General features: G+C 73.3%; 14 protein-coding genes. 8 read left to right on the forward strand and 6 right to left on the reverse strand.

Going from position 1 to position 24,107, the window contains the following annotated elements; genetic code table 11:
• Positions 1-185: 185 nt before the first annotated feature.
• Genes C4V41_RS43395 through C4V41_RS43405 form a run of 3 tightly spaced genes read right to left on the reverse strand, consistent with a single transcriptional unit; the run spans position 186 to position 3,831 of the window.
• Complete coding sequence (locus C4V41_RS43395) at positions 186-2,729, reverse strand: serine/threonine-protein kinase (RefSeq protein WP_103961868.1); 2,544 nt, start codon at positions 2,727-2,729, stop codon at positions 186-188.
• A gap of 38 nt (positions 2,730-2,767) precedes the next feature.
• Positions 2,768-3,028, reverse strand: coding sequence for a hypothetical protein (locus C4V41_RS43400; RefSeq protein ID WP_103961869.1), 261 nt, complete (start codon positions 3,026-3,028; stop codon positions 2,768-2,770).
• The gene (locus C4V41_RS43405; RefSeq protein WP_200824613.1) at positions 3,025-3,831 is read right to left on the reverse strand and encodes a phytanoyl-CoA dioxygenase family protein; all 807 of its coding nucleotides are present in this window, start codon (positions 3,829-3,831) and stop codon (positions 3,025-3,027) included. Before C4V41_RS43405 ends, C4V41_RS43400 begins: the two co-directional genes overlap by 4 nt.
• A gap of 90 nt (positions 3,832-3,921) precedes the next feature.
• On the opposite strand from C4V41_RS43405, the gene C4V41_RS43410 reads away from it, so the two are divergent.
• Positions 3,922-4,686: an AraC family transcriptional regulator gene (locus C4V41_RS43410; protein ID WP_200824614.1), complete on the forward strand. Its 765-nt coding sequence runs from the start codon at positions 3,922-3,924 to the stop codon at positions 4,684-4,686.
• Between the two features lie 25 nt (positions 4,687-4,711).
• Here the strand turns inward: C4V41_RS43410 and C4V41_RS43415 are convergent, their stop codons facing one another.
• From C4V41_RS43415 to C4V41_RS43425, 3 genes are read right to left on the reverse strand one after another with little or no spacing between them, the layout of a single operon-like run.
• On the reverse strand, positions 4,712-4,882 hold the full coding sequence (locus C4V41_RS43415) for an MbtH family protein (RefSeq protein WP_103961871.1): 171 nt from the start codon (positions 4,880-4,882) through the stop codon (positions 4,712-4,714).
• Positions 4,861-10,323, reverse strand: a complete 5,463-nt coding sequence (locus C4V41_RS43420) for a non-ribosomal peptide synthetase/MFS transporter (RefSeq protein ID WP_103961872.1) — start codon at positions 10,321-10,323, stop codon at positions 4,861-4,863. The genes C4V41_RS43415 and C4V41_RS43420 overlap by 22 nt, the downstream gene beginning before the upstream one ends.
• Positions 10,320-16,604 carry a non-ribosomal peptide synthetase gene (locus C4V41_RS43425; RefSeq protein WP_103961873.1) on the reverse strand — a complete coding sequence of 2,095 codons (6,285 nt, stop codon included), beginning with the start codon at positions 16,602-16,604 and terminating at the stop codon, positions 10,320-10,322. The genes C4V41_RS43420 and C4V41_RS43425 overlap by 4 nt, the downstream gene beginning before the upstream one ends.
• A gap of 331 nt (positions 16,605-16,935) precedes the next feature.
• Here C4V41_RS43425 and C4V41_RS43430 point away from each other — a divergent pair, with 331 nt between their 5' ends.
• From C4V41_RS43430 to C4V41_RS43460, 7 genes are read left to right on the forward strand one after another with little or no spacing between them, the layout of a single operon-like run.
• A complete protein-coding gene (locus C4V41_RS43430) occupies positions 16,936-17,256 on the forward strand; it encodes a phosphopantetheine-binding protein (protein WP_160150584.1) in 321 nt (106 codons plus the stop codon).
• Entirely contained in the window at positions 17,253-18,566 is a 1,314-nt protein-coding gene (locus C4V41_RS65570; RefSeq protein WP_103961875.1) for a glycosyltransferase, read from the forward strand. The genes C4V41_RS43430 and C4V41_RS65570 overlap by 4 nt, the downstream gene beginning before the upstream one ends.
• A complete protein-coding gene (locus C4V41_RS43440; protein ID WP_103961876.1) occupies positions 18,563-19,744 on the forward strand; it encodes a glycosyltransferase family 4 protein in 1,182 nt (393 codons plus the stop codon). Before C4V41_RS65570 ends, C4V41_RS43440 begins: the two co-directional genes overlap by 4 nt.
• Positions 19,741-20,676 (forward strand): thiamine pyrophosphate-dependent dehydrogenase E1 component subunit alpha, encoded by a 936-nt coding sequence (locus tag C4V41_RS43445; RefSeq protein ID WP_235030751.1) that lies wholly within the window; start codon positions 19,741-19,743, stop codon positions 20,674-20,676. Before C4V41_RS43440 ends, C4V41_RS43445 begins: the two co-directional genes overlap by 4 nt.
• Entirely contained in the window at positions 20,673-21,683 is a 1,011-nt protein-coding gene (locus C4V41_RS43450; protein ID WP_103961877.1) for an alpha-ketoacid dehydrogenase subunit beta, read from the forward strand. The genes C4V41_RS43445 and C4V41_RS43450 overlap by 4 nt, the downstream gene beginning before the upstream one ends.
• Positions 21,680-22,744: a 2-oxo acid dehydrogenase subunit E2 gene (locus C4V41_RS43455; RefSeq protein WP_103961878.1), complete on the forward strand. Its 1,065-nt coding sequence runs from the start codon at positions 21,680-21,682 to the stop codon at positions 22,742-22,744. The genes C4V41_RS43450 and C4V41_RS43455 overlap by 4 nt, the downstream gene beginning before the upstream one ends.
• Complete coding sequence (locus tag C4V41_RS43460) at positions 22,741-24,063, forward strand: condensation domain-containing protein (protein WP_103961879.1); 1,323 nt, start codon at positions 22,741-22,743, stop codon at positions 24,061-24,063. The genes C4V41_RS43455 and C4V41_RS43460 overlap by 4 nt, the downstream gene beginning before the upstream one ends.
• The last annotated feature ends 44 nt before the right edge of the window (positions 24,064-24,107 follow it).

Raw genomic sequence — 24,107 nt, forward strand, 5'->3', positions numbered from 1 at the left:
CCTTCACCGGGGACTGCCCTTCACTACTGGGGACCGCTCTCCCTCGCCTGGGAGCGCCGCTCCTTCACCTGGGGATGCCCTTCACCACCGGGGATTCCCCTCCACCACCGGGGAGCGTCCTCCCTCGCCCGGGACTGCCGCTCCATCACCTGGGACGCCCTCCACCACCGGGGACCGAGGCTTCATCACCCGGGACCGAGGCTCCAGAGGTGCAACGTGCCGTTGCCGGTCGCTCCGGCGATGCCCGGGCGGCCGTTCAGGTCGGCCACGGCGAGGGTGCGGACGGCGCCGCCGTCGTCGTCCGAGCCGAGCAGGCCGAGGAGGTTGCCGTTGTCAAGGTTCCAGACGCGGACGGTGACCTCGCCGCCCGCCGGGGCGTGGGCGACGGCCGCGATGGGCAGGTCGCCGAGCCGGCCCGCGACCAGGGCGGTGACACCCCGGTCGTCGGGGCTCTGGCCGCTGAAATTCCACTTCTTCCTGCGCTTGCCCGTCGCCAGGTCGTAGACGCGCAGGGTCGCGTCGAGGTGGGTGGACACGAGCACCGGCTTGCCCTTCACCTCACCGCAGGCCAGCATCTCGATGCCGCCGATCTCGCCGGTGCGGAACGTATGCGTCTGCTTCCCCGTGGCCAGGCGCCGCACCCGGATCCGCTCGCCGCCGTCTCCCGTGACGAGCACGTCGTGCCCGTCCAGCCGGCCGAATGCCAGGCCGTGGATACCTTGGAAATGGTCCGTGATCGTGGATCCAATCTGCTTGCCGGTGGACAGGTCCCACAGCCGTACGACGCTGTACAGGTCCCGCAGGCCGTCGTACTTCTGCGACACCGCGACCGCCCGGCCCGCGACCGTGACGGCCACGATCGGGTCACTGGCCCGGCGGTTCTCCAGGCTCTCGCCCGTCGGGGTCCACAACCGCATCCTGCCGTCACTGTGCCCCGAGGCCACCACCGGCCGTCCCGCGAGGTCGCCGACGGCCACCGACGACACCGCCCCACCCCCGTCACCGATCCGGGTGACGGCCGCGCCCGCTTCCCAGGCGACCACGACGCCCTTGGCGGTGCCGCACACGACGGTACTCCCGGCGGCGGCCAGCGCGGCGGGTTCCCCACTGCCACCGGGCAGGGTGGCCGGCCCTCCGACCACCGCCCCGAACGGCTCCGCCGACGCCACCACCGAGGGCGACTCCGACGGAGACACGGACGTAGATGCGGACGTAGACGCGGATGGAGACGCGGACGGAGTGGACGTGCCGGCGCTCTCCCGCGGTGATGTGTCACCATCCGGCCGCCCGGTAGCCCCGTCATCCGCCCACAACAGCCCACCGCCCGGCCGGAGCACGGTGAACGCGGCCACCCCGAGAGCGGCCGCCGCCACACCCCCGCCCAGAACCACCCGCCGACTGACCGCGTTCCTGCGGCTCGGCGCCGTCCCCTGCCCCGGCGCCTCACCGGCGTTCGCGCCTGCCGCAGACGCGGGGGAGGGAATTGCAGCACCAGGTAATGGGCCGACCGGCAAGCGGTCAACCGGCAAGGGGCCGACGGGTGCAGGACCCGAGGGTCCACCTTGTGTGGGTCCTGCGGGGCCTGAGGGTCCACCCTGCACGGGCCCGGCCGTTCCGGGGTGGATCGGTAAGGGGCTGGCGGGTGCAGGGCTTGAGGGTTCGGCCGTTCCGGGGGCGACTGGCATGGGGCCGGCGGGTGTGGGACCCGAGGGTCCACCTTGTGCGGGTCCTGTGGAGCCTGAGGGCCTGCCCTGCACAGGCCCGGCCGTTCCGGGGTTGACCGGCGCGGGACCTGAGGGCCCATCCCGCACGGGCCCGCCCTGCACGGGCCCGCCCTGCACGGGCCCGGCCGTTCTGGGGCCCGCCGGGGAGGGGTCGGGGTGGGGAAGGCTGGTCGGTGGGGGTGAGGAGCGGGCCGTGGGGCCCGTTTGGCGGATCAGGTCCTGGAGGAGGCCGGCCGGGGTGGGGCGGGCGGCGGGGTTCTTGGAGAGGCAGGCTTCGAGCACCCCGAGCAGGTGGCCCGGCACCCCGTCCAGCCGGGGAGCCCCGCTCAGGATCGCGTTCATGATGACCGCCACCGTCTCCCCGGCGAACGGCGGCTGCCCGGTCGCGGCGAAGACCATCGTGCCCGCCCAGCTGAACACGTCCGACGCGGGCCCCACCCGCTCGCCCCTGAACTGCTCAGGCGACATGTACGTAGGCGTCCCGATCGGCCCGGACGTGCGTGTGGTCGCGTCGAGCGCCTTGGCGATCCCGAAGTCGATGACGATCGGCCCGTCCGGCCCCATCAGCACGTTGCCCGGCTTGAAGTCCCGGTGCACGATCCCCGCCTGATGGATCGCCGCCAGCGCCGTCAGCGTGGAGATCGCCAGCCGGTCCAGCGCCCCGCCCCGGCGCGGCCCCGAGACGCGGACGGCGGCCTGGAGGGTGTCACCGGGAACGTACTCGCTGACGATGTACGGCCGCCCGTCCGCCACTCCCACGTCCAGCACCGCCGCCGTGCAGAACGCGGCCACCCGCCGCGCCGCCTCCACCTCCCGCAGGAACCGCCACGTGACCTCGTCGTCCTGCGCGAGATGGCTGTGCAGCACCTTGATGGCGACCTCGTGCCCGTCGTCACCGGCCCCCTGGTAGACGAGGCCCTGCCCGCCGGAGCCGAGCACGCCGAGCAGGCGATAGCCGCCGATCCGCTCGGGATCGTCGGGCCGGAGCGGGCGCATGCCGGCCATCCCGCTCCTTCCACGAACCACACCGAACCTATGCAGACCTACGACATCTTCTCAAAGAAGAACTCGTGCTTGAGAAAGGACGTGTCGTATTCGTGCCCCGGGTACGGCGGAATCAGCTGCGACGCCTGGAACAGCCGCCACCCGTCGCGGAGCGCGTCCACCCCGGTCTCGTACGGCGGCTCGTCCCCGTCGCCCGCCGTCGGATTCGTCCGCCCGGTGCCGTCATAGGACGACCAGCCCACCACCCGCGCGTCGAGGGCGGAGGTGGCCAGGTAGAGCACGAGTACCTGCTGCTTCATGCGACCCTCCCGGGGCGGTTGTTCACGCGGGTCGTCCAGTATTCGATGTCGAACGAGGCGTCGGCGGTCATCGCCCGCCACAGGCGCGCCCGGTTGTGGATCTCCAACCGGCCGGTCGCCTGCTCGTACCAGGGGAAACGGGTGTTCAGCGCGTCCACGACGGCCGGGTCGGCCAGGTCGGAGGTGTCCCAGAGCCGTACCTGCGGCACGGTCGGGTTGAAGCGGATCTTGAACATGTACCGCCGTGTGGAGCTGTCGTTGCGCCGGCCGCCGTGCCAGATGCCGTGGTGCAGCAGCATCACGGTCCCGGCCGGGCACGTCAGCCGGGTCTGGCCGAGCAGGTTCTGGTAGCGGCCGGTGTCGCTCTCGTTGATGCGCCGCAGGTGGCTGCCCGGCACCACGAGCGTGCCGCCCATGTCCGCGCTCACTTCGCGCGGGTAGTACATGAGCTGGACGTCGAAGGCGTCCATGCGGGTGTCGATGATGGCGTCGGCGTGCAACGGCTGGGCCTCACCGCCCTGGGGCTCACGAACGTGCACCGCGTGGTGGTCGACGGTCGGGTCGGGGCCGACGAGGGAGTGCAGGGCCCCGGCGACCTCGGGCAGCTCGATCAGCCGGCGGGCGAACGATCCCTCGGGGAAGGCGCTGGTGACCGGGGTTCCGTACGGCACGCGGGGGATGCCCGCGTCGAGGACGCCGATCGCCTGGTCGTTGAGCTCGGCCGGGACGATCCCGTCGAGCCGCAGGTAGCCGGCGGCCACGAATCCGGCCACCTGTGCGGAGGTGAGCAAAGTGGTTCGCATGCCTCAAAGCTAGAATCGGACATCGTCCGTGTCGTGGGTTCTAATCATCAACTACTGGTCGATTTTCGCTCACCGAGGAGGGCAGGCATCGTGCGTCATGTGACCCTCGCGCTCTCCGCGCCACCGGCGGTCGCCGGGGCGGGCGTGGGCGTGCACGGCATCGTCAGACCGCTCGACGTGTGGCGGCTGCCGGACCTGTGGCAGCTCCACCTGTACGGCTACGCCGCCGAACTCGTCCTCGAAGGCACCACCCACGCGATCAAGCCGGGACACGTCAGCCTGATCCCGCCGGACGCCGAGGTGCATTTCCACTATCGGGGCAGGTCAGAGCACCTGTACGCGCACTTCCGCCTGCCCGGCCGGGACGAGCGGCGGACCGTGGCCGTCATGCGGGACGCCGGTGACCAGGCCCCCGTCATCGGCGCCGCGCTGCGCCAGGCCATCGCGGCCGTCCCCGAGACGCCGGCCAGGGCGTCGGCCGAGGTGTGGTCGGTGCTCTGGCGGGTGGCGAACCTGCCCCTGGCCGGCACCCCGCACGCCGTGGTGGCCGCGGCCATCGAGCACATCGAGGCCGACCTGGCCGCGCCGCTGACCGTACCGGCCATCGCCAGGGCCGCCGGGGTCTCGCACAACCATCTCACCCGCCTGTTCCGCGCCCAGACCGGCGACACGGTGGTCGGCTACATCCGCCGCCGGCGGCTGTCACGGGCGCTGCACCTCCTGCGCGAGTCGACGCTGGCGATTCCCGCGATCGCCGCGGCGGTGGGGATCCCGGACCTGCAGGCGTTCAACAAGGCCTGCCGCCGCGAACTGGGCGCCTCCCCCCGAGCCCTCCGCACCCAAAGCCCACCGTGAGCCGCCCCGCGCGACCCGGCACCCTTCACCGCGCGCTGAGCGGCCGCATATCCGTCCACACCTCGTCGATGTGGGCCAGGCAGGCGTCTTTCGCACCCCCGAACCCCACCGCCCGCCACCCGGCCGGCACCTCCCGGTCCGCCGGCCACACCGAGTACTGCTCCTCGCCGTTGATCACGACCTGGTATTCGTCCACGCCTTCTCCTTGGTCAGAGCCCCGCGCTCGCGCAGGGCCTCGAATCCGATCACGTCGTCGGGCGGCGCGTCGGGTACGAGGTCGTCGAAGTCCCACAGCACCCTGCGCCGCCTGGCGACCAGTACGCACAGCGCGATGGCGGTGCCCAGCAGCACGTACAGGAACCCGATGCCGCGCCCGTCACCGGTGCCGATCACCAGGCCGACGGTGTCCGCGAGCGCGCCCCCTTCGCGGAACATCGGCTCGAACAGGGCCGTGCCCAGCGGCGCGACGACCGCGTACCCGAGCGGCAGCGTCGAGAAGGCCACGAGCTGGTTAAGCGCGAAGACCCGCCCGTGATAGCGCTGCGGGATCTTGACCTGCACGATCGTCGTGTAGACGCCGTTGAGCAGGGTCAGCGACAGGAACAGCCCGAACACCCCGATGACGATCACCACGAGGTCCTCGCGCACCCCGATCACCACGGCGGAGAGCGCCAGCGACAGCGTGAACATGAGCTGCCCCCGGAAGCGCCGCACCCGCGGCCCGCCCCACACCGCCATGCCCAGACCGCCGAGGAACACCCCGAGCCCGCCGAAGAAGGAGACCGTCCCCACCTCGGTCAGCGACGCGAACGACAGCACCAGCGGCGAGATCATCAGGAACAGCGCCGCCATGAACAGGTTGACCACCGCGAAGAACGTGACCATGCGGCGGAAGCCCTTGTTGCCCCACGAGTAGCGGAAGCCGTTGACCAGCTCGGCCGTCATCGACTCGCGGCGGCGCAGGGCCATCGTGGCGGGGAAGCGGATGAGCAGCAGGGTGCCGATCGCGATCGCGTAGCTGACCACGTCGATGACCAGGATGCCCTCCAGCCCGATCAGCGCCATCAGACCGGCCGCGGCGAGGGGCACGATGAGCTGGGCGACGCCGTTGATCATGCCGACGACGCCGTTGGCGTGGCCGAGGAACCGTTTGGGCACGAGCTGCGGGATCGCCGAGCCGTACGCGATGCGCTGGAACGCCAGCGCCACCGACAGGCACACCAGCAGTGGGTAGATGTGCCAGATCTGCAGGTTGCCGGTCCACAGCAGCAGCCCGAGCACGAGCTGCGAACCGCCCGCGCCCGCGTCGCCGAGCAGCATGATCCGGCGCCGGTCACTGCGGTCCACGATCGTCCCGGCCAGCGGCGCGATCAGCATTCCCGGTACGAGCGCCAGCACGGAGAACAGCGCGAAGTCCACCAGCGAATCGGTGGTGAGGTAGATCCAGATCGGTACGGCGAACTCGGTCAGCGCCGACCCGATGATCGACAACGCCTGCCCGCCCGCCACCCCGAAGAACCGCCGCATACTCGGCCGCGGCCCACCCCCGCCGGCGGGCACAGCGGCGGGCACAGCGGCGGGCACAGCGGCGGGCACAGCGGCGGGCACGGGTGCGGCGGCGTCAGGGGGCGCGGCCGTCGTTTCCGGGGTGGTCGTGGAGACGCCTTCCAGCCACCACGTCTCCTCCCCGGTGACCCGTTCCAGCGGCTCCGTCCGGCCGGTGGCGATCGCGCCGTGGGTCCGGGTGACGATCTCGGCCAGCTCCTCCGCCCGATATTTCAGGAAAAAGTGCGCCGCCTCATCCAGGACCGCACACCCCGTCACCCCCGACAGCACGTGCCACTCCCGATACCGCTCCTGGTAGTACTCCATGACCGGATCCCGCTCCCCGGCCACCGAGATCACCGGCGCCGCCAGCCGCCCGGCCGACTCCTCGAACAGCCGGGTGAAGTACCGCTCCGCCGCCCGCGTCCCGTGCCGGCGGTTGCGGACGATCAGCTTGAGCTCCTCCGGACTCAGGCCGGAGACGTCGAGCCCGGCGACGGTGAGGGCGTTCACCCGCCCCTGGTCGCCCCGCAGGTCCTCCAGCCGGTGCCGCAGCCGGGTCAGCCGCCCCTCCGGCCGCGCGAACGGAAAGATCCCGCCCAGGTAGACGGCCTCGACCGCCCGCCCCGCCGCCTCCAGCCGCCGGGCGATCTCCGCGGTGATCATGACGCCGAGCCCGCAGTGGCCGTACAGCACCAGCGGCCCCCGTACCTCGGCCAGGATCTGCTCGGCGCAGACCCGCGCCACCTCGTCCGGCGGCATGGACTCCTCGCCGAGCTCGTGACCGGGCACGGCGATCGAGTACAGCGCCCAGTCGGCGGGCAGGGCGTCGGCCAGCGGCTTGTAGATCACCGCGCTGCCGCCCCCGTACGGCGCGCAGACCAGCGTGGTCGTGGCGGCGCGCGGCGGCGTGAGCCGGTGCAGCAGCCCGCCCCCGCCCTGATCCTCCCCGTCGAGCAGGGCCGCCGTCTCGGCGACGGTGGTGTGCTTGAACAGGTCCATCAGCGTCAGCCGCCGATCCGGTACGGCCTTGCGCAGCCGGGCCAGGACCCGCATCGCGAGCAGCGAGTGCCCGCCGAGCTCGAAGAAGTCGTCCAGCGCCCCGACCCGCGCCAGCCCGAGCACCTCGGCCCACACCCCGGCGACGATCTCCTCAGCCGGGGTGCGCGGCGGGACGAACCCGGTGCCCCCGTCGAGCCGGTCGTCCCCGGGGTCGGGCAGGGCGGCCCGGTCGACCTTGCCGTGTGACTTCAGCGGCAGGTGGTCGAGCCACACGTACCGTACGGGGATCATGTAGTCGGGCAGCCGCTCGCGCAGCCAGGCGCGCACCTCGGCGGTGGCCGGCCGGACGGCCCCCTCAGCGGGCAGCAGGTAGCCGACGAGCCGGTCCCCGCGCAGGTCGGCGACCGCCTGGGCGACACCGGGACACTCCGACAGCACGGACTCGACCTCGCCCAGCTCGACCCGGTAGCCGCGTACCTTCACCTGAAGGTCGCGCCGTCCGAGGAACTGCAGGCTCCCGTCGGGCAGCCACCGCCCGAGATCCCCCGTGCGATACATGCGACCGCCACCGGGATCCGGCAGGAAGCGGTCGGCCGTCAGCGCCGGCTTGCCCAGATATCCCCGCGCCAGCCGGTCGCCACCCAGGAAGATCTCCCCGACCACGCCTGCCGGGACCGGGCGCAGCCGCTCGTCCAGCACCTGCACGCGCGCGCCCGGGAGCGGCCGCCCGATGGGCAGCGTGGTGTCGCGCGCGGGTTCGGCCGGATCGACCGCGAACGTGGTGATGCCGACCGTGGCCTCCGTGGGCCCGTAGTGGTTGACCACCGCGCAGCGGCCGAGCGCGGCCAGCTCTCGCGCCCAGGCCCAGCCGGACGCCTCGCCGCCCAGGATGAGCAACCGGCGCGGCAGCAGCCCGGCCGGCTCCGCCTCGGCCAGCAGCGCCGCCAGGTGCGACGGAGTGATCTTCAGGTAGTCGGCGGGGGAGCGGGCGAAGTACTCGGCCAGCTCGGGGGCCGACGTCCTCGACGGGATCAGGTGCAGGCAGCCGCCGGTCAGCAGCGCCAGGTAGAACGTGGTGACGCCGAAGTCGAAGGCCAGCGACTGCAGCAGCGCGAACGACGAGCCGGGCTCGACCGCGAAGCGCTCACCTACCCCCGCCAGGTACGTCACCACCTCCCGGTGCTGGATCGCCACGCCCTTGGGCCGGCCGGTGGTGCCCGAGGTGTAGATCACGTACGCCAGGTCGTCAGGCCCGATCCCGGCGTCCACCGGCTCGAACGGCCCGCTCGGCTCGTCGATGAGCACCTCGGTGAGCCCGGCGGGCAGCGGCCCCCGTGACGCGGCCGACGTGACGGCGGTGCGCACGCCGGCGTCGCCCGCCATGTACGCGATCCGCTCGGCCGGCTGCTCCGGGTCCAGCGGCACGTACGCCGCCCCCGCCTTCAGCACACCGAGCAGCGCGACGGCCAGCCCGGCCGACTGCTCCAGGCACACCGCCACCCGGTCACCGGGCCGGACCCCGACGTCCCGCAGGCGCCGCGCGAGCCGCCCGGACCGCCGGTCGAGCCCCTCGTAGGTCAGCGTCTCCTCACCGAACACCACCGCGGGCGCGCCGGGCGTGCGCGCGGCCTGCTCCGCGACGAGGTCGTGCAGCAACCCGCGCGCCACCGGCGGGGGAGCGGTGCTCCACGCGTCCAGCCGGGCCCGCTCGGCGGCGGGCAGCAGCTCCAGATCGGCCAGCCGCGTCTCCGGCGCGGCCACGGCCGAGCGCAGCAGCGTGTCCAGCCCCGCCGCCATCCGCTCGACCGTGCCCGCCTGGAACAGGGCGGTGTTGTAGACGAACGTGCCGCTCAGCGCGCCGGCGTCCTCGTGCAGGTACAGGCTGAGGTCGAACCGGCTGACCACGGTGTCGGCCGCGAACCAGGCCAGCTCCCGCGCCCCGGCGTCGATCGGCTTGGCGGTGTAGTTCTGCAGCGCGAACATCACCTGGAAGACGGCAGACCTGCTGACGTCCCGCTCGACGCGCAGCTCGTTGACGAGCTGGTCGAACGGCAGCTCCTGGTGCGCGTACGCGTCCAGCGCCGCGTCCCTGACCCGGCCCACCAGCTCGGCGAACGGCGGATCCCCCGACAGGTCGGCGCGCAGCGCGAGGGTGTTGACGAACATCCCGGCCAGGCCGTCCAGCTCCGGCAGCCCCCGCCCGCTGACCGGGCTGCCCACGGCGAACGCGCTCTGCCCGGACCACCGCCCGAGCAGCGCCTGGAAGGCGGCCAGCAGCACCATGTACGGCGTCGCCCCGCGCTCCTCGGCCAGCGCCCGCACCGCCGAGGCCAGGCCGGCGTCGAGGCGGAACCCGTGGGCGGCGCCCGCGAACGTCTGCTCGGCCGGGCGCGGCAGGTCGGTGGGCAGCTCCAGCGGCGGCACCCCGGTCAGCAGGTCCCGCCAGTAGTCCACGTCGGCCCGGTACGCCGGGGTGCCCACACGCTCGCGCTGCCACCTGGCGTAGTCGCCGTACTGGACCGGCAGCGCGGCCACCGGCTTCCCGTCGTGCAGCGCGAACAGCTCGTTGAGCACGACGTCCCAGCTCCAGCCGTCGGCGACGGCGTGGTGGGCGGCGAGCATGAGCACGTGGTCGGCGGGCCCGAGCCGGACCAGCAGGACGCGCAGCGGCGGCCCGGCCGCCAGGTCGAACGGGCGGGCCAGCACCGCCGACACCAGCGCGCGGGCCTCCTCGGGGGAGCCCGCCGTGGCGGTGCGGAACTCGGGTGCGGGCTCGGGGTCGATGACGAGGCGCGGCAGCCCGTCATCGTCGGTGACGAACCGGCTGCGCAGGCTCTCGTGCCGGGCGGCCACCTCGCGCACGCCCCGCCGCAGCGCGTCCGGGTCGAGGTCGCCGGTGATCCGGGCGGTGCACGAGACGGTGTACGCGGGCGTGCCGGGCAGGTACTGCTCCAGGAACCACAGCCGCTCCTGCGCGTGCGAGAGCGGCGGCTCGGTGCCCTCGGGGCGCGGGGGGATCGTGGTCGTGGCGGTACGCCGCCGCAGCCGCCGGGCCAGCAGCGCCTGCTTGGCGGGGGACAGGCCGGTCACGGCACCTCCGTGGCGTCGAGCAGGAGCTGGGCCTCTTCGTCGGACAGGCCCTCCAGGTCGGCCAGCAGGATCTCCTCCACCGCGCCCGCGAACTCCTCCACCGTGCGATGGCTGAAGAACGTCCTGATCGGTACGTCGACGTCGATGGTGGCCCGCAGGCGGGCGGCGGCGCGTACCGCGAGCAGGGAGTGCCCGCCGAGATGGAAGAAGTCGTCGGCCGCACCCACCCGGGAGACGCCGAGCAGGTCGCTCCACACGTCGGCCACCAGCGCCTCGGCGTCGGTGCGCGGCGCGACGTACCCGGCCCTGGACCCGGTCCGCGCGCGCCCGACGGTGCCCGGCGCGGGCAGCGGCTCCACCCTCCCGTCCGGCCGCAACAGCCCCCGCTCACCGGTCCCGCGAATCACCCCGGCCGACCCGGGCGAAACCGGCGAACCCCACGGATCGACCACCGGCCCGTCCGCCGCCTCGTCCACCAGTTCCGAGACGTTCCGCTCCGGCTTGGCCGCGACCCGCTCCAGCAGCGCCGTGAACCGACCGGCGAACCGCCCGACGGTGCCCGCGTCCAGCAGCGACGCGTCGTACTGGAAGGCCAGCTCCAGCCCCCGCGCCTCCAGGGCCAGGTCGTACACCGTGTCAACCGGGTCCGGCATGAACGGCTCGTGCTCCAGGCCGCCGAACGCCCCCGGCATCGGCACGTCCTCGTGCACCGTCAGCGTCGTCTGGAACAGCGGCTCCTGACCGGGATCGCGCTCCACCTCCAGCGCGGACAGCAGCCGCTCGGGCGACAGACCGGCGTGCTCGGCCGCCTCCCGCTCGGCCGCGCGGGTGAGCCGCAGCAACTCGGTGAACGCCGGATCGCCCGGCAGCTCACCGCGTACCACCAGATGCCGGGTGAGGTGCCCGAACACGCCCTCCAGCCCGGCCACCTCGCGCCCGGCGACCGGCAGCCCGATCATGAACCCGATCTGCCCGGTATGCCGGGCCAGCGCCACCTGGTAGGCGGCGAGCAGCACGGTCCGCGACGTCCCGCCCGCCTCCCGCCCGAGCCGTTCGAGCCGCTCGCCCAGCTCGGGGTCCAGCCGGAGCTCGTGGCGTCCGCCGGTGCGGGCCGGCAGCCCGGGCCTGGGCCGGTCCAGCGGCAGGTCGAGGACCGGCGACCCGGCCAGCCGCCCGCACCAGTGCTCCAGCCCGGCCTCGGCCGGCGCCTCGCGCCCGCCTCGCCAGAGCGTGACGTCACCGGCCTGTACGGGCGGGGGCGGCGGTTCGCGGCGCTCGTACAGGATGGCCAGATCACTCAGCAGCACCCCCAACGACCAGGCGTCGGCCACGATCGGATGGGCGGCCACGCACAGCACGTGCTCCCACGCGGCCAGCCGGACCAACGCCACCCGCACCGGCGGCGCGGCCCCCAGATCGAACGGCTCGGCGGTGAAGGCGGCGACCAGCCGCCGGGCCTCCCGCTCGGCGTCCGGCACCCTGGTCAGGTCGTGCCGGGCGAGTGGCGGCGTGAACTCGGGCTCCACCACGAGCAGCGGCCGCCCCTCCGCGCCCGGGAACCGGGTCCGCAGCCCCTCATGCCGGGCAGCGACCCCGGCGAGGGCCGCGACCAGCGCCTCGTCGTTGAGCGGCCCGCGCAGCCGGAGCGCCACGGACAGGTGCGCGCCCGGGTCGCCGCCCAAGGTGTCCAGGAACCACAGTCGTTCCTGCGCGGGCGACAACGGCACCGCCGCGTCCGGCTCGCGTGGCCGCAGCGGCACCTCCTCGGCGGCCCCTGGAACCGGCAGCGCCTTGCGGTCCACCTTGCCGTTGGGCGTGAGCGGCAGCGTCTCCAGCGGCACGAAGACCGAGGGGATCATGTACGCGGGCAGCCGTTCGGCCAGGTGGGCGCGGAGCGCGGCCGGATCGGGCCCTCCCGTGAGATAGGCGACCAGCCGCTCCCGGTGCACCGCCGCCACGGCCTGCCGGACGCCGGGATGGGTTTCCAGAGCCGATTCGATCTCCCCGAGCTCGATCCGGTGGCCGCGCAGTTTGACCTGGTTGTCCGTCCGGCCCAGGTATTGCAGCGTCCCGTCCGCGCCGAGCCGTACGACGTCGCCCGTGCGATAGAGACGCCCGCCGGGCGGCCCGAACGGGTCCGGCACGAACCGCTCGGCCGTCAGGGCGGGCCGCTGATGGTATCCGTTGGCCAGGCCCAGCCCGCCGATCAGCAGCTCGCCGGGGGCTCCCGCCGGGACCGGCTCCAGATGTTCGTCGAGTACGTAGACGCGGGTGTTCCCGATGGGCCGGCCGATGGAGACGCGGCCGGGCTTCACCTCCCAGGCGGTGGACCAGATCGTGGTCTCCGTCGGGCCGTAGACGTTGAACAGGCGGCCCACACTGGTTCTGAGCTCGTCCGCCAGCGGCTCGCTCAGCGCCTCGCCGCCGACGAGCGCGGTGATGGCGGGGCCGGCGCACCCACCGGCCAGCAGCACTCGCCACCCCGACGGCGTGGCCTGCACGTGGGTGACACCCTCGCGCCGGATCTGCTCACCCAGCAGGGCGCCGTCCAGAGCGGAGCCGGCGATCACCGTACGCGCGCCCGTGATGAGCGGCAGATACAGCTCAAGTCCCGAAATATCAAAGGAAAGGGACGTGACCGCCAGCCACACGTCGTCCGGCCCCGCCCCCAGCAGCTCCTCCATGGCGACCAGGAAGTTCAGCAGCGCCCGATGCGGCACCACGACGCCCTTCGGCCGCCCGGTCGACCCGGACGTATAGAGCACATACGCCTGATCAGCCGCTATATCCAGGTTGCTCGCGTCGTAAGCCGAAAAATCATCATCCAGCGTCAGCACGGTGCCGTCGAACTCCGGCAACCGTTCCCGCAGTTCCGCCGGAACCAGCACCGTCCCCGCCCCCGAGTCCCGCAACACCAGCTCGATCCGCGCCGCCGGGTAGTCGGGATCCAGCGGCAGATAGGCCGCCCCCGCCTTGAGCACCGCGAGCATCGCGGTCAACGCCCCGGCCGACCGCCCCGCGTACAGCGCCACGACAGACCCCGGCCCGGCCCCGGCCTCGACCAGCCGCCGCGCCAGCCGGTTCGCGGCCCCGTTCAGCTCCCCGTAGGACAGCGTCAGAGCCCCGTCCACCACCGCCACCCGCTCAGGCGCCTTCGCAGCCCACGCCTCGAACAACGGCACCATCCCCGCGACGGCGGGCAACTCCAGCGCCGTGTCGTTGGGCCCGTGCAGCAGCCCTTCCCGCTCGGCCCCCGTCACCCGGGCCAGCGACGACAGCCGGGCCCCGGGCGAGGCCGCGACGTTCCGCAGCAGGTCGCCGAACCGGGCGGCCAGGCGTTCGATCGTGGCCGGGTCGAACAGGGACGCCTCGTACCCGAACGCCAGCTCCAGCCCGCCGGCGTCGAGCCAGGCGTCCAGCGTCACGTCGAAGCGGGCGGGCGCGTAGTCGGCGTGGAACACCTCGGCCGTGGCGTCCCCGAGCGTCGTGGCCGCGCCGTCGTCCTGCGTGTGCAGGATCAGCATGGTCTGGAACAGCCCGGTTCCGCCGCCCATCCGCTCCATCGGCACGTCGCCGTGGGTGAAGGCGTCGAGGACGGTGCGCCGGGTCCGTACCAGCAGGTCGGTGAAGGCCGGATCGCCGGACAGGTCGCCGCGCAGCACCAGCGTCTCGGCCAGGAAGCCGATCAGCGGCTCCAGCTCGACCCGGTCCCGCCCGGCCACCGCCGTGCCCACCGCGAGGTCGGCCTGCCCGCTCTGCCGGGCGAGCAGCGCCTGGTAGGCGGCGAGCAGCACCATGAACAGCGTCGTCCCGGTCGTCCGCCCGAGCTCCTCCAGCACCCCCACGACCTCGTGCGGCACCCGAGCCCGATGCACCGCCCCCCGCCTCTCGCCCGGCCGTGGCCGGTCGGCCGGGAGTTCCAGCGCCGGGACCCCGGCCAGCCGCTCCCGCCAGTACGCCAGCGCGGCGTCCCTCGCCCCCGCCGCTTCGCGCTCCTGCCGCCACCGCGTGACATCCCCGTGCTGCACCACCAACTCCGGCAGCCCTGCCCCCTCGTAGCAGGCGGCCAGATCGCCGAGCAGCACGTTCTGCGACCAGCCGTCCCCGACGATGTGATGGAACACCACGCACAGCACGTGCTCGTCCGCCGCCAGCCGCACCAGCGTCGCCCGCACCGGGGGAGCGGCCACAAGATCGAAGGGTGCGTTCACCCGCGCGTTCACCCGCCGCCGCGCCTCCGCCTCCCGCTCACCGGCCGGAAGCTCCGTCAGATCGACCCGCTCGACCACCACCGTCGCGTCCGGCTCCACCACCGCGACCGGCACCCCGTCCACCTCGGGGAACCGGGTCCGCAACGTCTCATGCCGCGCCACGACCGCGCCGAGCGCCGCCACCAGCCGGTCCGGCTCCAGCGCCCCGCGCAACCGCCGCGCCAGGTACACGTTGTAGGAGGCGTCCGCCGGATCGAGCCGGTACAGGAACCACATCCGCTCCTGCGCGGGCGACAACGGCGGCGCGACCCCTTCCGGGCGCGGCCTCGGCGGCGCCGACGGCGTTTCGAGCTCCTGTACGGCGGCCGCGAACGCCGCCACGGTCGAATGGGCGAACAGCACCGCGACGGGCACCTCGACCCCGAGCTGCCGCGCCACCCGCGCCGCCGCCCTGGCCGCGAGCAGCGAGTGCCCGCCAAGGAGGAAGAAGTCGTCCCCGGTGCCGGCCGCGTCCAGCCCGAGCACCTCGGCGAACACCTCGGCCACCACCCGCTCGGCCTCGGTCCGCGCCGCCCCGCCCGCCCCGCTCTCGGGCAGCCCGGGCTCGGGCAGCGCGTTGCGGTCCACCTTCCCGTTGGGGGTGAGCGGCAGCGTCTCCAGCGGCACGAACACCGACGGCACCATGTACGAGGGCAGCCGCTCGGCGACCCACCCCGGAAGCCCGCTTCCGTCCCCTGCGAGATAGGCCACCAGCGTCTCCCGCCGCACGGCCACCACGGCCTGCCGCACCCCGGGATGGGCCTCCAGCACCGATTCGATCTCCCCGAGCTCGATCCGGTGGCCGCGCAGCTTGACCTGGTTGTCCGTCCGGCCCAGATAACGCAACGTCCCATCGGGTTCGAGCCGCACGACATCGCCCGTGCGATAAAGACGCCCCCCGGGCGGTCCGAACGGGTCCGGCACGAACCGCTCACCGGTCAGCCCGGCCCGGAGGTGGTACCCGTTGGCCAGGCCCAGCCCGCCGATCAGCAGTTCGCCCGTGGTGGCCGGCTCCATCCGCTCGTCGACCACGTGAACCCGCGTATTGCCGATCGGCCGCCCGATGGACACCCGGCCGGGCCGTACCTCCCAGGCGGTGGACCAGATCGTGGTCTCCGTCGGCCCGTACACGTTGAACAGCCGGCCCACGCGGGCCCTGAGCTCGTCGGCCAGCGGTTCGCTCAGCGCCTCGCCCCCGACCAGCGCCGTGACAGCGGGACCGGCGTAGTCGGCGGCCAGCAGCACCCGCCACCCCGACGGCGTGGCCTGCACATGCGTGACACCCTCGCGCCGGATCAGCCCGGCCAGCCGATGCCCGTCCCTGGCCGTCCCCGGATCGGCGATCACCGCTCGCGCCCCGGTGACGAGCGGTAAATACAGCTCAAGTCCCGAAATATCAAAAGAAAGGGACGTAAGCGCCAGCCACACGTCGTCCTGCCCGGCCTCCAGCAGTTCCTCCATCGCGACCAGGAAGTTCAGCAGCGCCCGATGCGGAATGACCACGCCTTTCGGCCGCCCGGTCGAACCAGAGGTGTAGAGAATGTACGCCGGATCGGTAGGATCAACCGCGATGTCCGGATTATCCTCCGAAAGGGATGAATCGCCGGATAATTCCAGCACGGTGCCGTCGAACTCCGGCAACCGTTCCCGCAGTTCCGCCGGAACCAGCACCGTCCCCGCCCCCGAGTCCCGCAACACCAGCTCCACGCGCGCAGCCGGATAGCCGGGATCCAGCGGCAGATAGGCCGCCCCCGCCTTGAGGACGGCCAGCATCGCGGTCAACGCCCCGGCCGACCGCCCCGCGTACAGCGCCACGACAGACCCCGGCCCGGCCCCGGCCTCGACCAGCCGCCGCGCCAGCCGGTTCGCGGCCCCGTTCAACTCCCCATAGGACAGCGTCAGAGCCCCGTCCACCACCGCCACCCGCTCAGGCGCCTTCGCAGCCCAAGCCTCGAACAACGGCACCATCCCCGCGACGGCGGGCAACTCCAAGGCCGTGTCGTTCAACTCTGCCGGGATCATTTCGCGCATCGCGCCATCCTTCGCCGGACGGGCGTGGCCGCCCCGTCATGGGAACGCTCCCACGGGACGTCAGGTTAAGTACGCCCTCGCTCCACGGTCAACATCAATTGAATATTTAACTGAATTGCTCGGGCAAACGCGGGCGATATGCCATCTAGCTGCGGTTCCTTACAACTCCGTTTCGGAAACATTACTGAGACTGTTCCCTTGACATCTCTCCGCTGTGATCCCAGGCTCGTTCAGGGGGCCTTCCTGGGACGTTTTTTGGGAGCGCTCCCATGACCTTGCCTGCCCTCTGAGCGCCCGGAGAACGGTAATGACACCGACAGAGGAAGCCGTCATGGGGATCTGGACCGAGCTCCTGACCACCCCGCCCCGTACCGTCACCGACGACTTCTTCGAGCTGGGCGCGGAGTCGCTCACCGTGGTGCGGTTCCTGGCCGTGGTCCAGGAGCGCTACGGCGTCGAACTGCCCGTGGACGAGCTGTTCGCCGCCGACTTCACCGTGACGGCGGCGGCCACGCTCATCGACGAGACGCTGCTCGGGGGCGTCACCGGCGACCAGCTCGCGGAGCTGCTCGACGAGCTGGAGGGCATGTCGGAGCAGGACGTGCGCGCGCTGCTGGACGATACCTCGCCGCTCGGCGAGACCTCGACGTGACGGGCGCGGCGACCGGCGGGGGAGCCGGCTCCGCGCCGAGCATGCTGCTGGTGACCCACGGGACCGACGGCGACGTGCTGCCGTTCGTCCGGCTGGGCCGGACGCTCAGGGAGCGCGGGCACGAGGTCACGCTGCTCACCCACGCGCCCTACCGGAGCCGGGCCGAGGCGGCGGGGCTCGGGTTCGTGGCGATCGACACGCCGGAGGGGTACGACCGCTACCTCGCCGACAGCGCCCTGTTGCCCGGCGCGCGGGCCACCCTGACCTGGCCCGACTTCTACCGCCGCAACGGCCTCTTCGACCAGCTCGCCCGGGAGTGCCGCGAACTCGCCGACCGGGTCGGACCGGGCCGCACGGTCCTGGCCGGCCGCCACACCTCGGCCCTGTCGGTCCTCATCCTGAGGGAACTGCTCGGGGTTCCGGCGGCCTGGATCGCCGTGGCCCCGATCCAGCCCATGGCCACCGCCGTCGCCCGCCACCTCCACCAGCACGTGCTCGCGGACGGCATCGACGAGGTCCGCGCCACGCTGGGCCTGGGCCCGGTGACGAACTGGCCGGCCTGGTTCTCCTCCGCCGACCTCCACCTCGGCCTCTGGCCCACCTGGTTCGACCAGGCCGGCCCGCCCTCCCCCCGCTCCCTGCGCCTCACCGGCTTCCCCACCCCGGACGAACCCGACGCTCCGCGTAACGAGCCGTTGCCTCCCGAGGTGGTCGCGTTCCTGCGCGGGCCGGAGCGTCCGGTGCTGGTCACGGGTGGTACCGGGCGGATGCTGCACGCCGGGTTCTACGAGGCGGCCGTGGCGGGTTGCCGGCTCGCCGGGCGGCCGGCGCTGCTGGTGGTCCCGCACGAAGAGCTGGTCCCGCGGCCCCTCCCGCCGGACGTGCTGTGGGCTCCCCGGCTGCCGTTCCCGGCGGTGATGCCCGAGGTCGCCGCGGTGCTGCACCACGGTGGGATCGGCACCCTGACCAGGGCTCTCGCGTCGGGCACCCCGCAGGTGATCCTGGCCCACGGCGCCGACCGCCCCGACAACGCCGCCCGCCTGGCCGCCAAGGGCCTGGCCCACTGGCTGCCCGCGACCCGCTGGAGCCCGGACGAGGTGGCCCGCACCCTGACCGCCGCCCTCAAAGCCGCCCCCGGATCCGCCCCCGAGGCCCCCGCCGACGGCCTGGCCGCCGCTGCGGAACACCTGGAGTCCCTCCTGACCCGCCCCGCCGGCAGATCTCGGGTGCTGGCCGACCTGCCGCCCGAGCACCGCCGGGTGCTGGCCGCGCGCCTGCGGCGCCGGCTCGCGGAGCGGGGTGCGTCATGAGGATCCTGCTCGCCCAGAACATGATCCACCTCCCCTCCCACGGCGGCGCGAACAAGTCCAACCGCATCCTCATGGAGCACCTGGCCGCCAGGGGCCACGAGGTCCACGTCGTCGCCCCGCTCTCGGGAGCCATGCGCACCACCGACCAGGAAACGACCCCCCGAGGCGCCCACCCCATCGACACCGGCTGGCCGGACGAGGCCGGCTACGAGCACGGCGGGGTGACCGTGCACGCCGTGACCCGCCCGTCCCTGCTGGCCAGGCGGGTCGCCGACGTGGCCGGCCGGCTCTCGCCCGACTGGACGCTGGTCCCGTCGGACGACCCCGGCCTGATCATGCTGGGCGCGGCCCTCCGAGCGACCCCGGACCGGGTCGTCTACCTGGTGCACACCCTGCAACAACTGCCGTTCGGCCCGGGCGCGTTCTACCCGAGCGCCGCCGGTCTCCGGATGGTCCGCCGGGCCGCCGGCGCGGTCGCGGTCAGCCGGGCGGCGCGCGCCCACTGCCTGCGCCACGCCGCCCTGGACGCGAAGCTGATATATCCGCCGATCTACGGAACGGCCCCGGCGAAAACCACCACCGCCACCCACGTCACCATGATCAACCCCTGCGGCTACAAGGGCCTGCCGATCTTCCTGGCCCTGGCCGACGCCCGCCCCGATGTGCGCTTCCTGGCCGTCCCCACCTGGGGCACCACCGACGCCGACCAGGCCGAGCTGTCCCGCCGTCCCAACATCACGATCGTCCCTCCGGCCGACGACATCGACGACATCCTGTCCCGTACCAGGGTCCTGCTCATGCCCTCCCTCTGGGACGAGACCTTCGGATACGCCTGCGTCGAGGCCATGCTCCGCGGCGTCCCCGTGCTCGCCTCGGACGTCGGCGGCCTGGCCGAGGCCAAGCTGGGCGTGCCGTACCTGCTGCCGGTCAAGCCCGTCGAACGGTACGAGAGCGCCGCGCACGCCCGCCCGGTGCCCGTGCTGCCCGAGCAGGACCCGGCTCCATGGCTGGCGGCCCTGCGGCGCCTCCTCGACGACCCGATCCACCACCAGGACCTCGCCACCCGCTCCCGCCAGGCCGCCGCGCGCTTCGTCGCGGGCCTGCCGGAGGGCGCGCTGGAGGCGTACCTGACCGAGCTGGCCCCGGCCCGAGCCAGGATGAAAGGAACGGCTTCGTGACCGCCACCCACCTGTGCCCCGGAGAGGTGGCGCGCGGCCTGTCACCCCTCAACGGGGACGACCTGGCCCGGCTGCTGCTGATCCGGCACTTCGAGACCGCCCTGCTCCGCCTGTTCGGCGAGGGCCTGCTCAGCGGCACCACGCACACCTGCCTGGGCCAGGAGTACGTGCCCGTCGCCCTGAACCCGCTCCTCCGCGCCGACGACTTCACCTTCAGCAACCACCGCGGCCACGGCCACTTCCTGGCCCGCTACGGCGACGAGGCCGGCGCGCTGCTGGCCGAGATCATGGGCAGGGAGGGCGCGCTCTGCGGCGGGGTGGGCGGCAGCCAGCACGTCTACCACCGCTCGTTCATGTCCACCGGCGTCCAGGGCGAGAGCCTGCCGGTGGCGGCCGGGATGGCGCTGCGGCTGCGGCGGGCCGGGCGGGGCGCGCTGGTGTGCGCGTACGTGGGCGACGGCACCTGGGGCGAGGGCTCGGTCTACGAGGCGCTCAACCTGGCCGCGCTCTGGCGTACCCCGCTACTGGTCGTGGTGGAGAACAACGGGATCGCCCAGTCGACGCCCACCGCCCGGCAACTCGCGGGCACGATCGCGGGGCGGGCGGCGGCGTTCGGCATCCCGTACCGCAAGGTGGACTCCGTCGACGTCAACGCCATCCGGGCGGAGCTGGCCGCGCCCGTCGCCGCCGTCCGGGACGGGTTCCCGCTCGTGGTGGAGTTCGTCACACACCGGCTGGGGCCGCACAGCAAGGGCGACGACACCCGTACCCCGGAGGAACTGGCGCGGGTGAAGGAGAACGACTGGTACGCGCGCTACGCCGCGGCCTACCCGAGGCGGTTCGCGGTGGCCGACGAGACCTGGCGGCGGCACGTCGCCGACCTCGTGGCCGAGGTGTCGGCACGCCCGCCGTCCACCTGGGCGGCCCTGTGATCGAGCGGGTGGCCGAGCGGGTGGCCGAGCACCTGAACCGCGCCCTGCACGAGGTCCTGGCCGCCGACCCCGCCGTGTACGTCCTGGGCGAGGACATCGCGGACCCGTACGGCGGCGCCTTCAAGATCACCAAAGGGCTGTCGTCGCGGTTCGGCGAGCGCGTCCGCTCCACCCCGCTCAGCGAGGGCGCCATCGTCGGCGCCGGAGCCGGGCTGGCGCTGGCCGGCGACAAGGCCATCGTCGAGATCATGTTCGCCGACTTCGCGACCCTGGCCTTCGACCAGCTCATGAACTTCGCCGCCAAGTCCACCACCATGTACGGCCGCCCGGTCCCGCTGCCCCTGGTCGTCCGCTGCCCGTCCGGCGGCCACCGCGGCTACGGCCCCACCCACAGCCAGAGCCCGCAGAAGCACTTCCTCGGCATCCCCGGCCTGCCGGTGTTCGAGCTGACGCCCTTCCACGACGCCCGCGCCCTGCTGGAGCACTGCTTCGCCACGCTCACGCCGTGCCTGCTGTTCGAGGACAAGGTGCTCTACACCCGGCGGATGTTCCACGAGGGCGTGGTGGACGACCTGTTCAGGTACGAGCTGATCGGAGCGGGCCCCGGCGTCGCGCGGGTGCGCCTGGAGGGCGTCGACGACTACGACTGCACCCTCATCGTCCCCGGCGGCATGGCCCACCGCGCCGTCGAGGCCATGCGCGACCTGCTGCTCGACCACGACATCCTGTGCGAGCTGCTGGTGCCCGCCCGCCTCTACCCGCTCGACCTCACAGGCGCGTCACCCCGTGGCCGGCACGTCTGCGTCGCCGAGGACGGCCCCGCCGGCGGCACCTGGGGCGCCGAGGTGGCCGCCCGCCTCTATCCGGCCCTCTGGGATCGGCTGACCCGGCCGATCACGCTGGTCAGCGCCGCCGACAGCGTCATCCCCGCCGCCCCTCACCTGGAACGCGAGGTGCTCGTGCACGCCCACACCATCCGCCTGGCCGTCCTGGAGGCGCTGGCATGACCGCGGTCGTCGTCCCCAAGATCAACAGCAACGACGCGCGGTACCTGCTGGTCGAGTGGGTGGCGAAGGACGGCTCCACGGTACGCCCCGGCGACGTCCTGGCCCTCATCGAGACCTCGAAGACGATCGAGGAGCTCGAATCCGAGTACGCGGGCGTACTCCGCCACGTCGTCGAACAGGGCGCCGAATGCGAACCCGGCCAGACCATAGCCCGCCTCGGCGGCCCTGCCCCGGAGCCGGCGCCCCCACCCCCACCCACCTCCGGCCCCGTCATCACGGCCCCCGCCCGCGCCCTCATGGACGAGCTGGGCGTCACCGAGGACCAGGTACGCGCCCTGAACCACCCGGTGATCCGCCGCACCGACGTGACCGCCGCCTTCACCGGCGAGACCGACCTCATCCTCCCCCCGCCCCAGCGGCGCATCGCCGACGTCGTCACCCGGGCCCACCGCGAGACGCCCGCCGCCTACACGGTCGTCAAGATCGACGTGGAGGAGGCGCTACGGCTGGCCCGCGAGCTCACCCCCCGCCTCCGCACCCTGATCGGCCTGCCCGAACTGCTGGTCAGAGCCGTGGCCGGGCTGACCGCCCGGTTCGAGCCGATGTTCGCCACCCCGATCGCCCCCGGCCGCCTGCGCCGCGCGCCCACCGCGCACGTCGGCGTCACCATGGACGTGGGCAAGGGCCTGTACGTCCCCGTGGTGCGCGACGCCACGAACCGCTCGCTGGAGGAGATCTCCCGGACGCTGATGGCCCACCGGATGACCGCGATGCGCGGCGGGTTCCGCGAGGAGGACCTGTCGGGCGCCAACATCGCGGTGACCCTGCACAACCAGGGCACGGTCACGCTGGCGATCCCCATCGTGTTCCCCGGCCAGGTCTGCGCGCTGGCCCTGGCCGCGCCGCAGCGGGAGGTCGTACCGGACGGCGACGGTTTCGCGGTGCGCAGGACCGTGCACCTCGGCCTGGCCTACGACCACCGCTACGTCAACGGCCACGACGCCGTGCTGTTCCTGGACGCGATCAGGACCGCCCTCGAAACGCCCGGGGACCTGGCGTGACGGCGGACCGCCTGGCGGGCCTGTCCGACCGGCGCCGCGAGCTGATGACCCGGCTCCTCGCCCAGAAGGCGGCCGCCACCGCGATCCCGGCCCTGCCCAGGAGCGGGGCCCCGATGGAGTGCTCCCACGAGCAGCGCAGGATCTGGCTGGCCACGCGGGCCACGCCCGATTCGGCCCCGCCCAACGTCACGCTCGGCCTGGCGGTCACCGGCGAACTCGACCTGACACGCCTGCCGGCCGCGCTCACCGCCCTGGTGTCCCGGCACGAGACCCTGCGCACCCGCTACACCAGCGTGGACGGCCTGCCGTACCAGGTGATCAGGCCCGCGCAACCGGTCCCGCTCGAACTGACCGACCTGACCGCCCTGCCCGAGGCGGAACGCGAACCGGAGGCCCTGGCCCTCTCCCTGGCCGCCGCCGGCGAACGCTTCGACCTGGAACGCGGCCCGCTGCTCCGGCTGACCGTCTACCGCCTCGGCCCTCATGAGCACCGCCTGTTCCTGGTCTGCCACCACATCGCCTGCGACGGCGGCTCCCTGGCCCTCGTGGCGGCCGACCTGGCCGCGCTGTACTCGGGCGCCGAACTGCCGCCACCCCCGTCTCTCCAGTACGCCGACTACGCCGCCTGGTCCACGGCCCGGGCCAGGGTGCCCGAGCGCCTCCCGTACTGGCGGGACCGCCTGGCCGGCATCGAGCCCGTCTTCCCCCGCGTCCCGCCCACGCCCGCCCGCCCGGGTGTGACCACCGCCGTGCGGATCGGGCGCGACGTCGTCGACCGGTGGCGCGACGGTCCCGTGACGTCGTTCGCCGTGCTGCTGGGCGCGTACCTGGTGCTGCTGCGGCGGCTGAGCGGCCGCGACGACCTGGTCGTCGGCACGGTCACGACCGGTCGCGGCCGTCGCGAGCTGGAGCCGGTCGTGGGCTGCTTCATCAACCTGGTGCCGCTCCGGGTCACCGTGGGCGACGACTTCCCCGCGCTGCTCACCCGCGTCAGGGAGGCGGTCGCCGGTGCGCTGGCCAACGAGATCCCGTTCGACACGCTCGTCTCCGGCCTCGGCGCCCACCGGCTGCCCGGCGTGCACCCGGCCTTCCAGGCCGCCTTCGTGCACCGCGACGACCCCGCGCCGCCACCCGGCTGGGCCGGGCTCCGAGCCCGCGTGTGGGAGCACGAGGTGGACGACGCGAGCTTCGACCTCGGGCTGACCGCCACGCCGCGCGGCGCGGAGTACGAGCTCGCGCTCACCGGCGGACCGGCCCGCTTCACCCCCGGCGACCTGGACCGGCACGCCCAGGCCCTGGCCGCCATCCTCGACCCCTAGATTTCCACCGGCGGAGGGCGGGCGTTACCGTCCGGGTCACGTAC

The organism is Nonomuraea solani, assembly GCF_900108335.1.
In the GTDB taxonomy this organism is placed as follows: domain Bacteria; phylum Actinomycetota; class Actinomycetes; order Streptosporangiales; family Streptosporangiaceae; genus Nonomuraea; species Nonomuraea solani.

What these genes read in the sequence shown, in the direction of transcription:
- C4V41_RS43395 (WP_103961868.1), bottom strand. Translation starts at nt 2,729, where the DNA reads ATGGCCGGCATGCGCCCGCTCCGGCCCGACGATCCCGAGCGGATCGGC.
- C4V41_RS43400 (WP_103961869.1), bottom strand. Translation starts at nt 3,028, where the DNA reads ATGAAGCAGCAGGTACTCGTGCTCTACCTGGCCACCTCCGCCCTCGAC.
- C4V41_RS43405 (WP_200824613.1), bottom strand. Translation starts at nt 3,831, where the DNA reads ATGCGAACCACTTTGCTCACCTCCGCACAGGTGGCCGGATTCGTGGCC.
- C4V41_RS43425 (WP_103961873.1), bottom strand. Translation starts at nt 16,604, where the DNA reads ATGCGCGAAATGATCCCGGCAGAGTTGAACGACACGGCCTTGGAGTTG.
- C4V41_RS43430 (WP_160150584.1), top strand. Translation starts at nt 16,936, where the DNA reads ATGGGGATCTGGACCGAGCTCCTGACCACCCCGCCCCGTACCGTCACC.
- C4V41_RS43440 (WP_103961876.1), top strand. Translation starts at nt 18,563, where the DNA reads ATGAGGATCCTGCTCGCCCAGAACATGATCCACCTCCCCTCCCACGGC.
- C4V41_RS43455 (WP_103961878.1), top strand. Translation starts at nt 21,680, where the DNA reads ATGACCGCGGTCGTCGTCCCCAAGATCAACAGCAACGACGCGCGGTAC.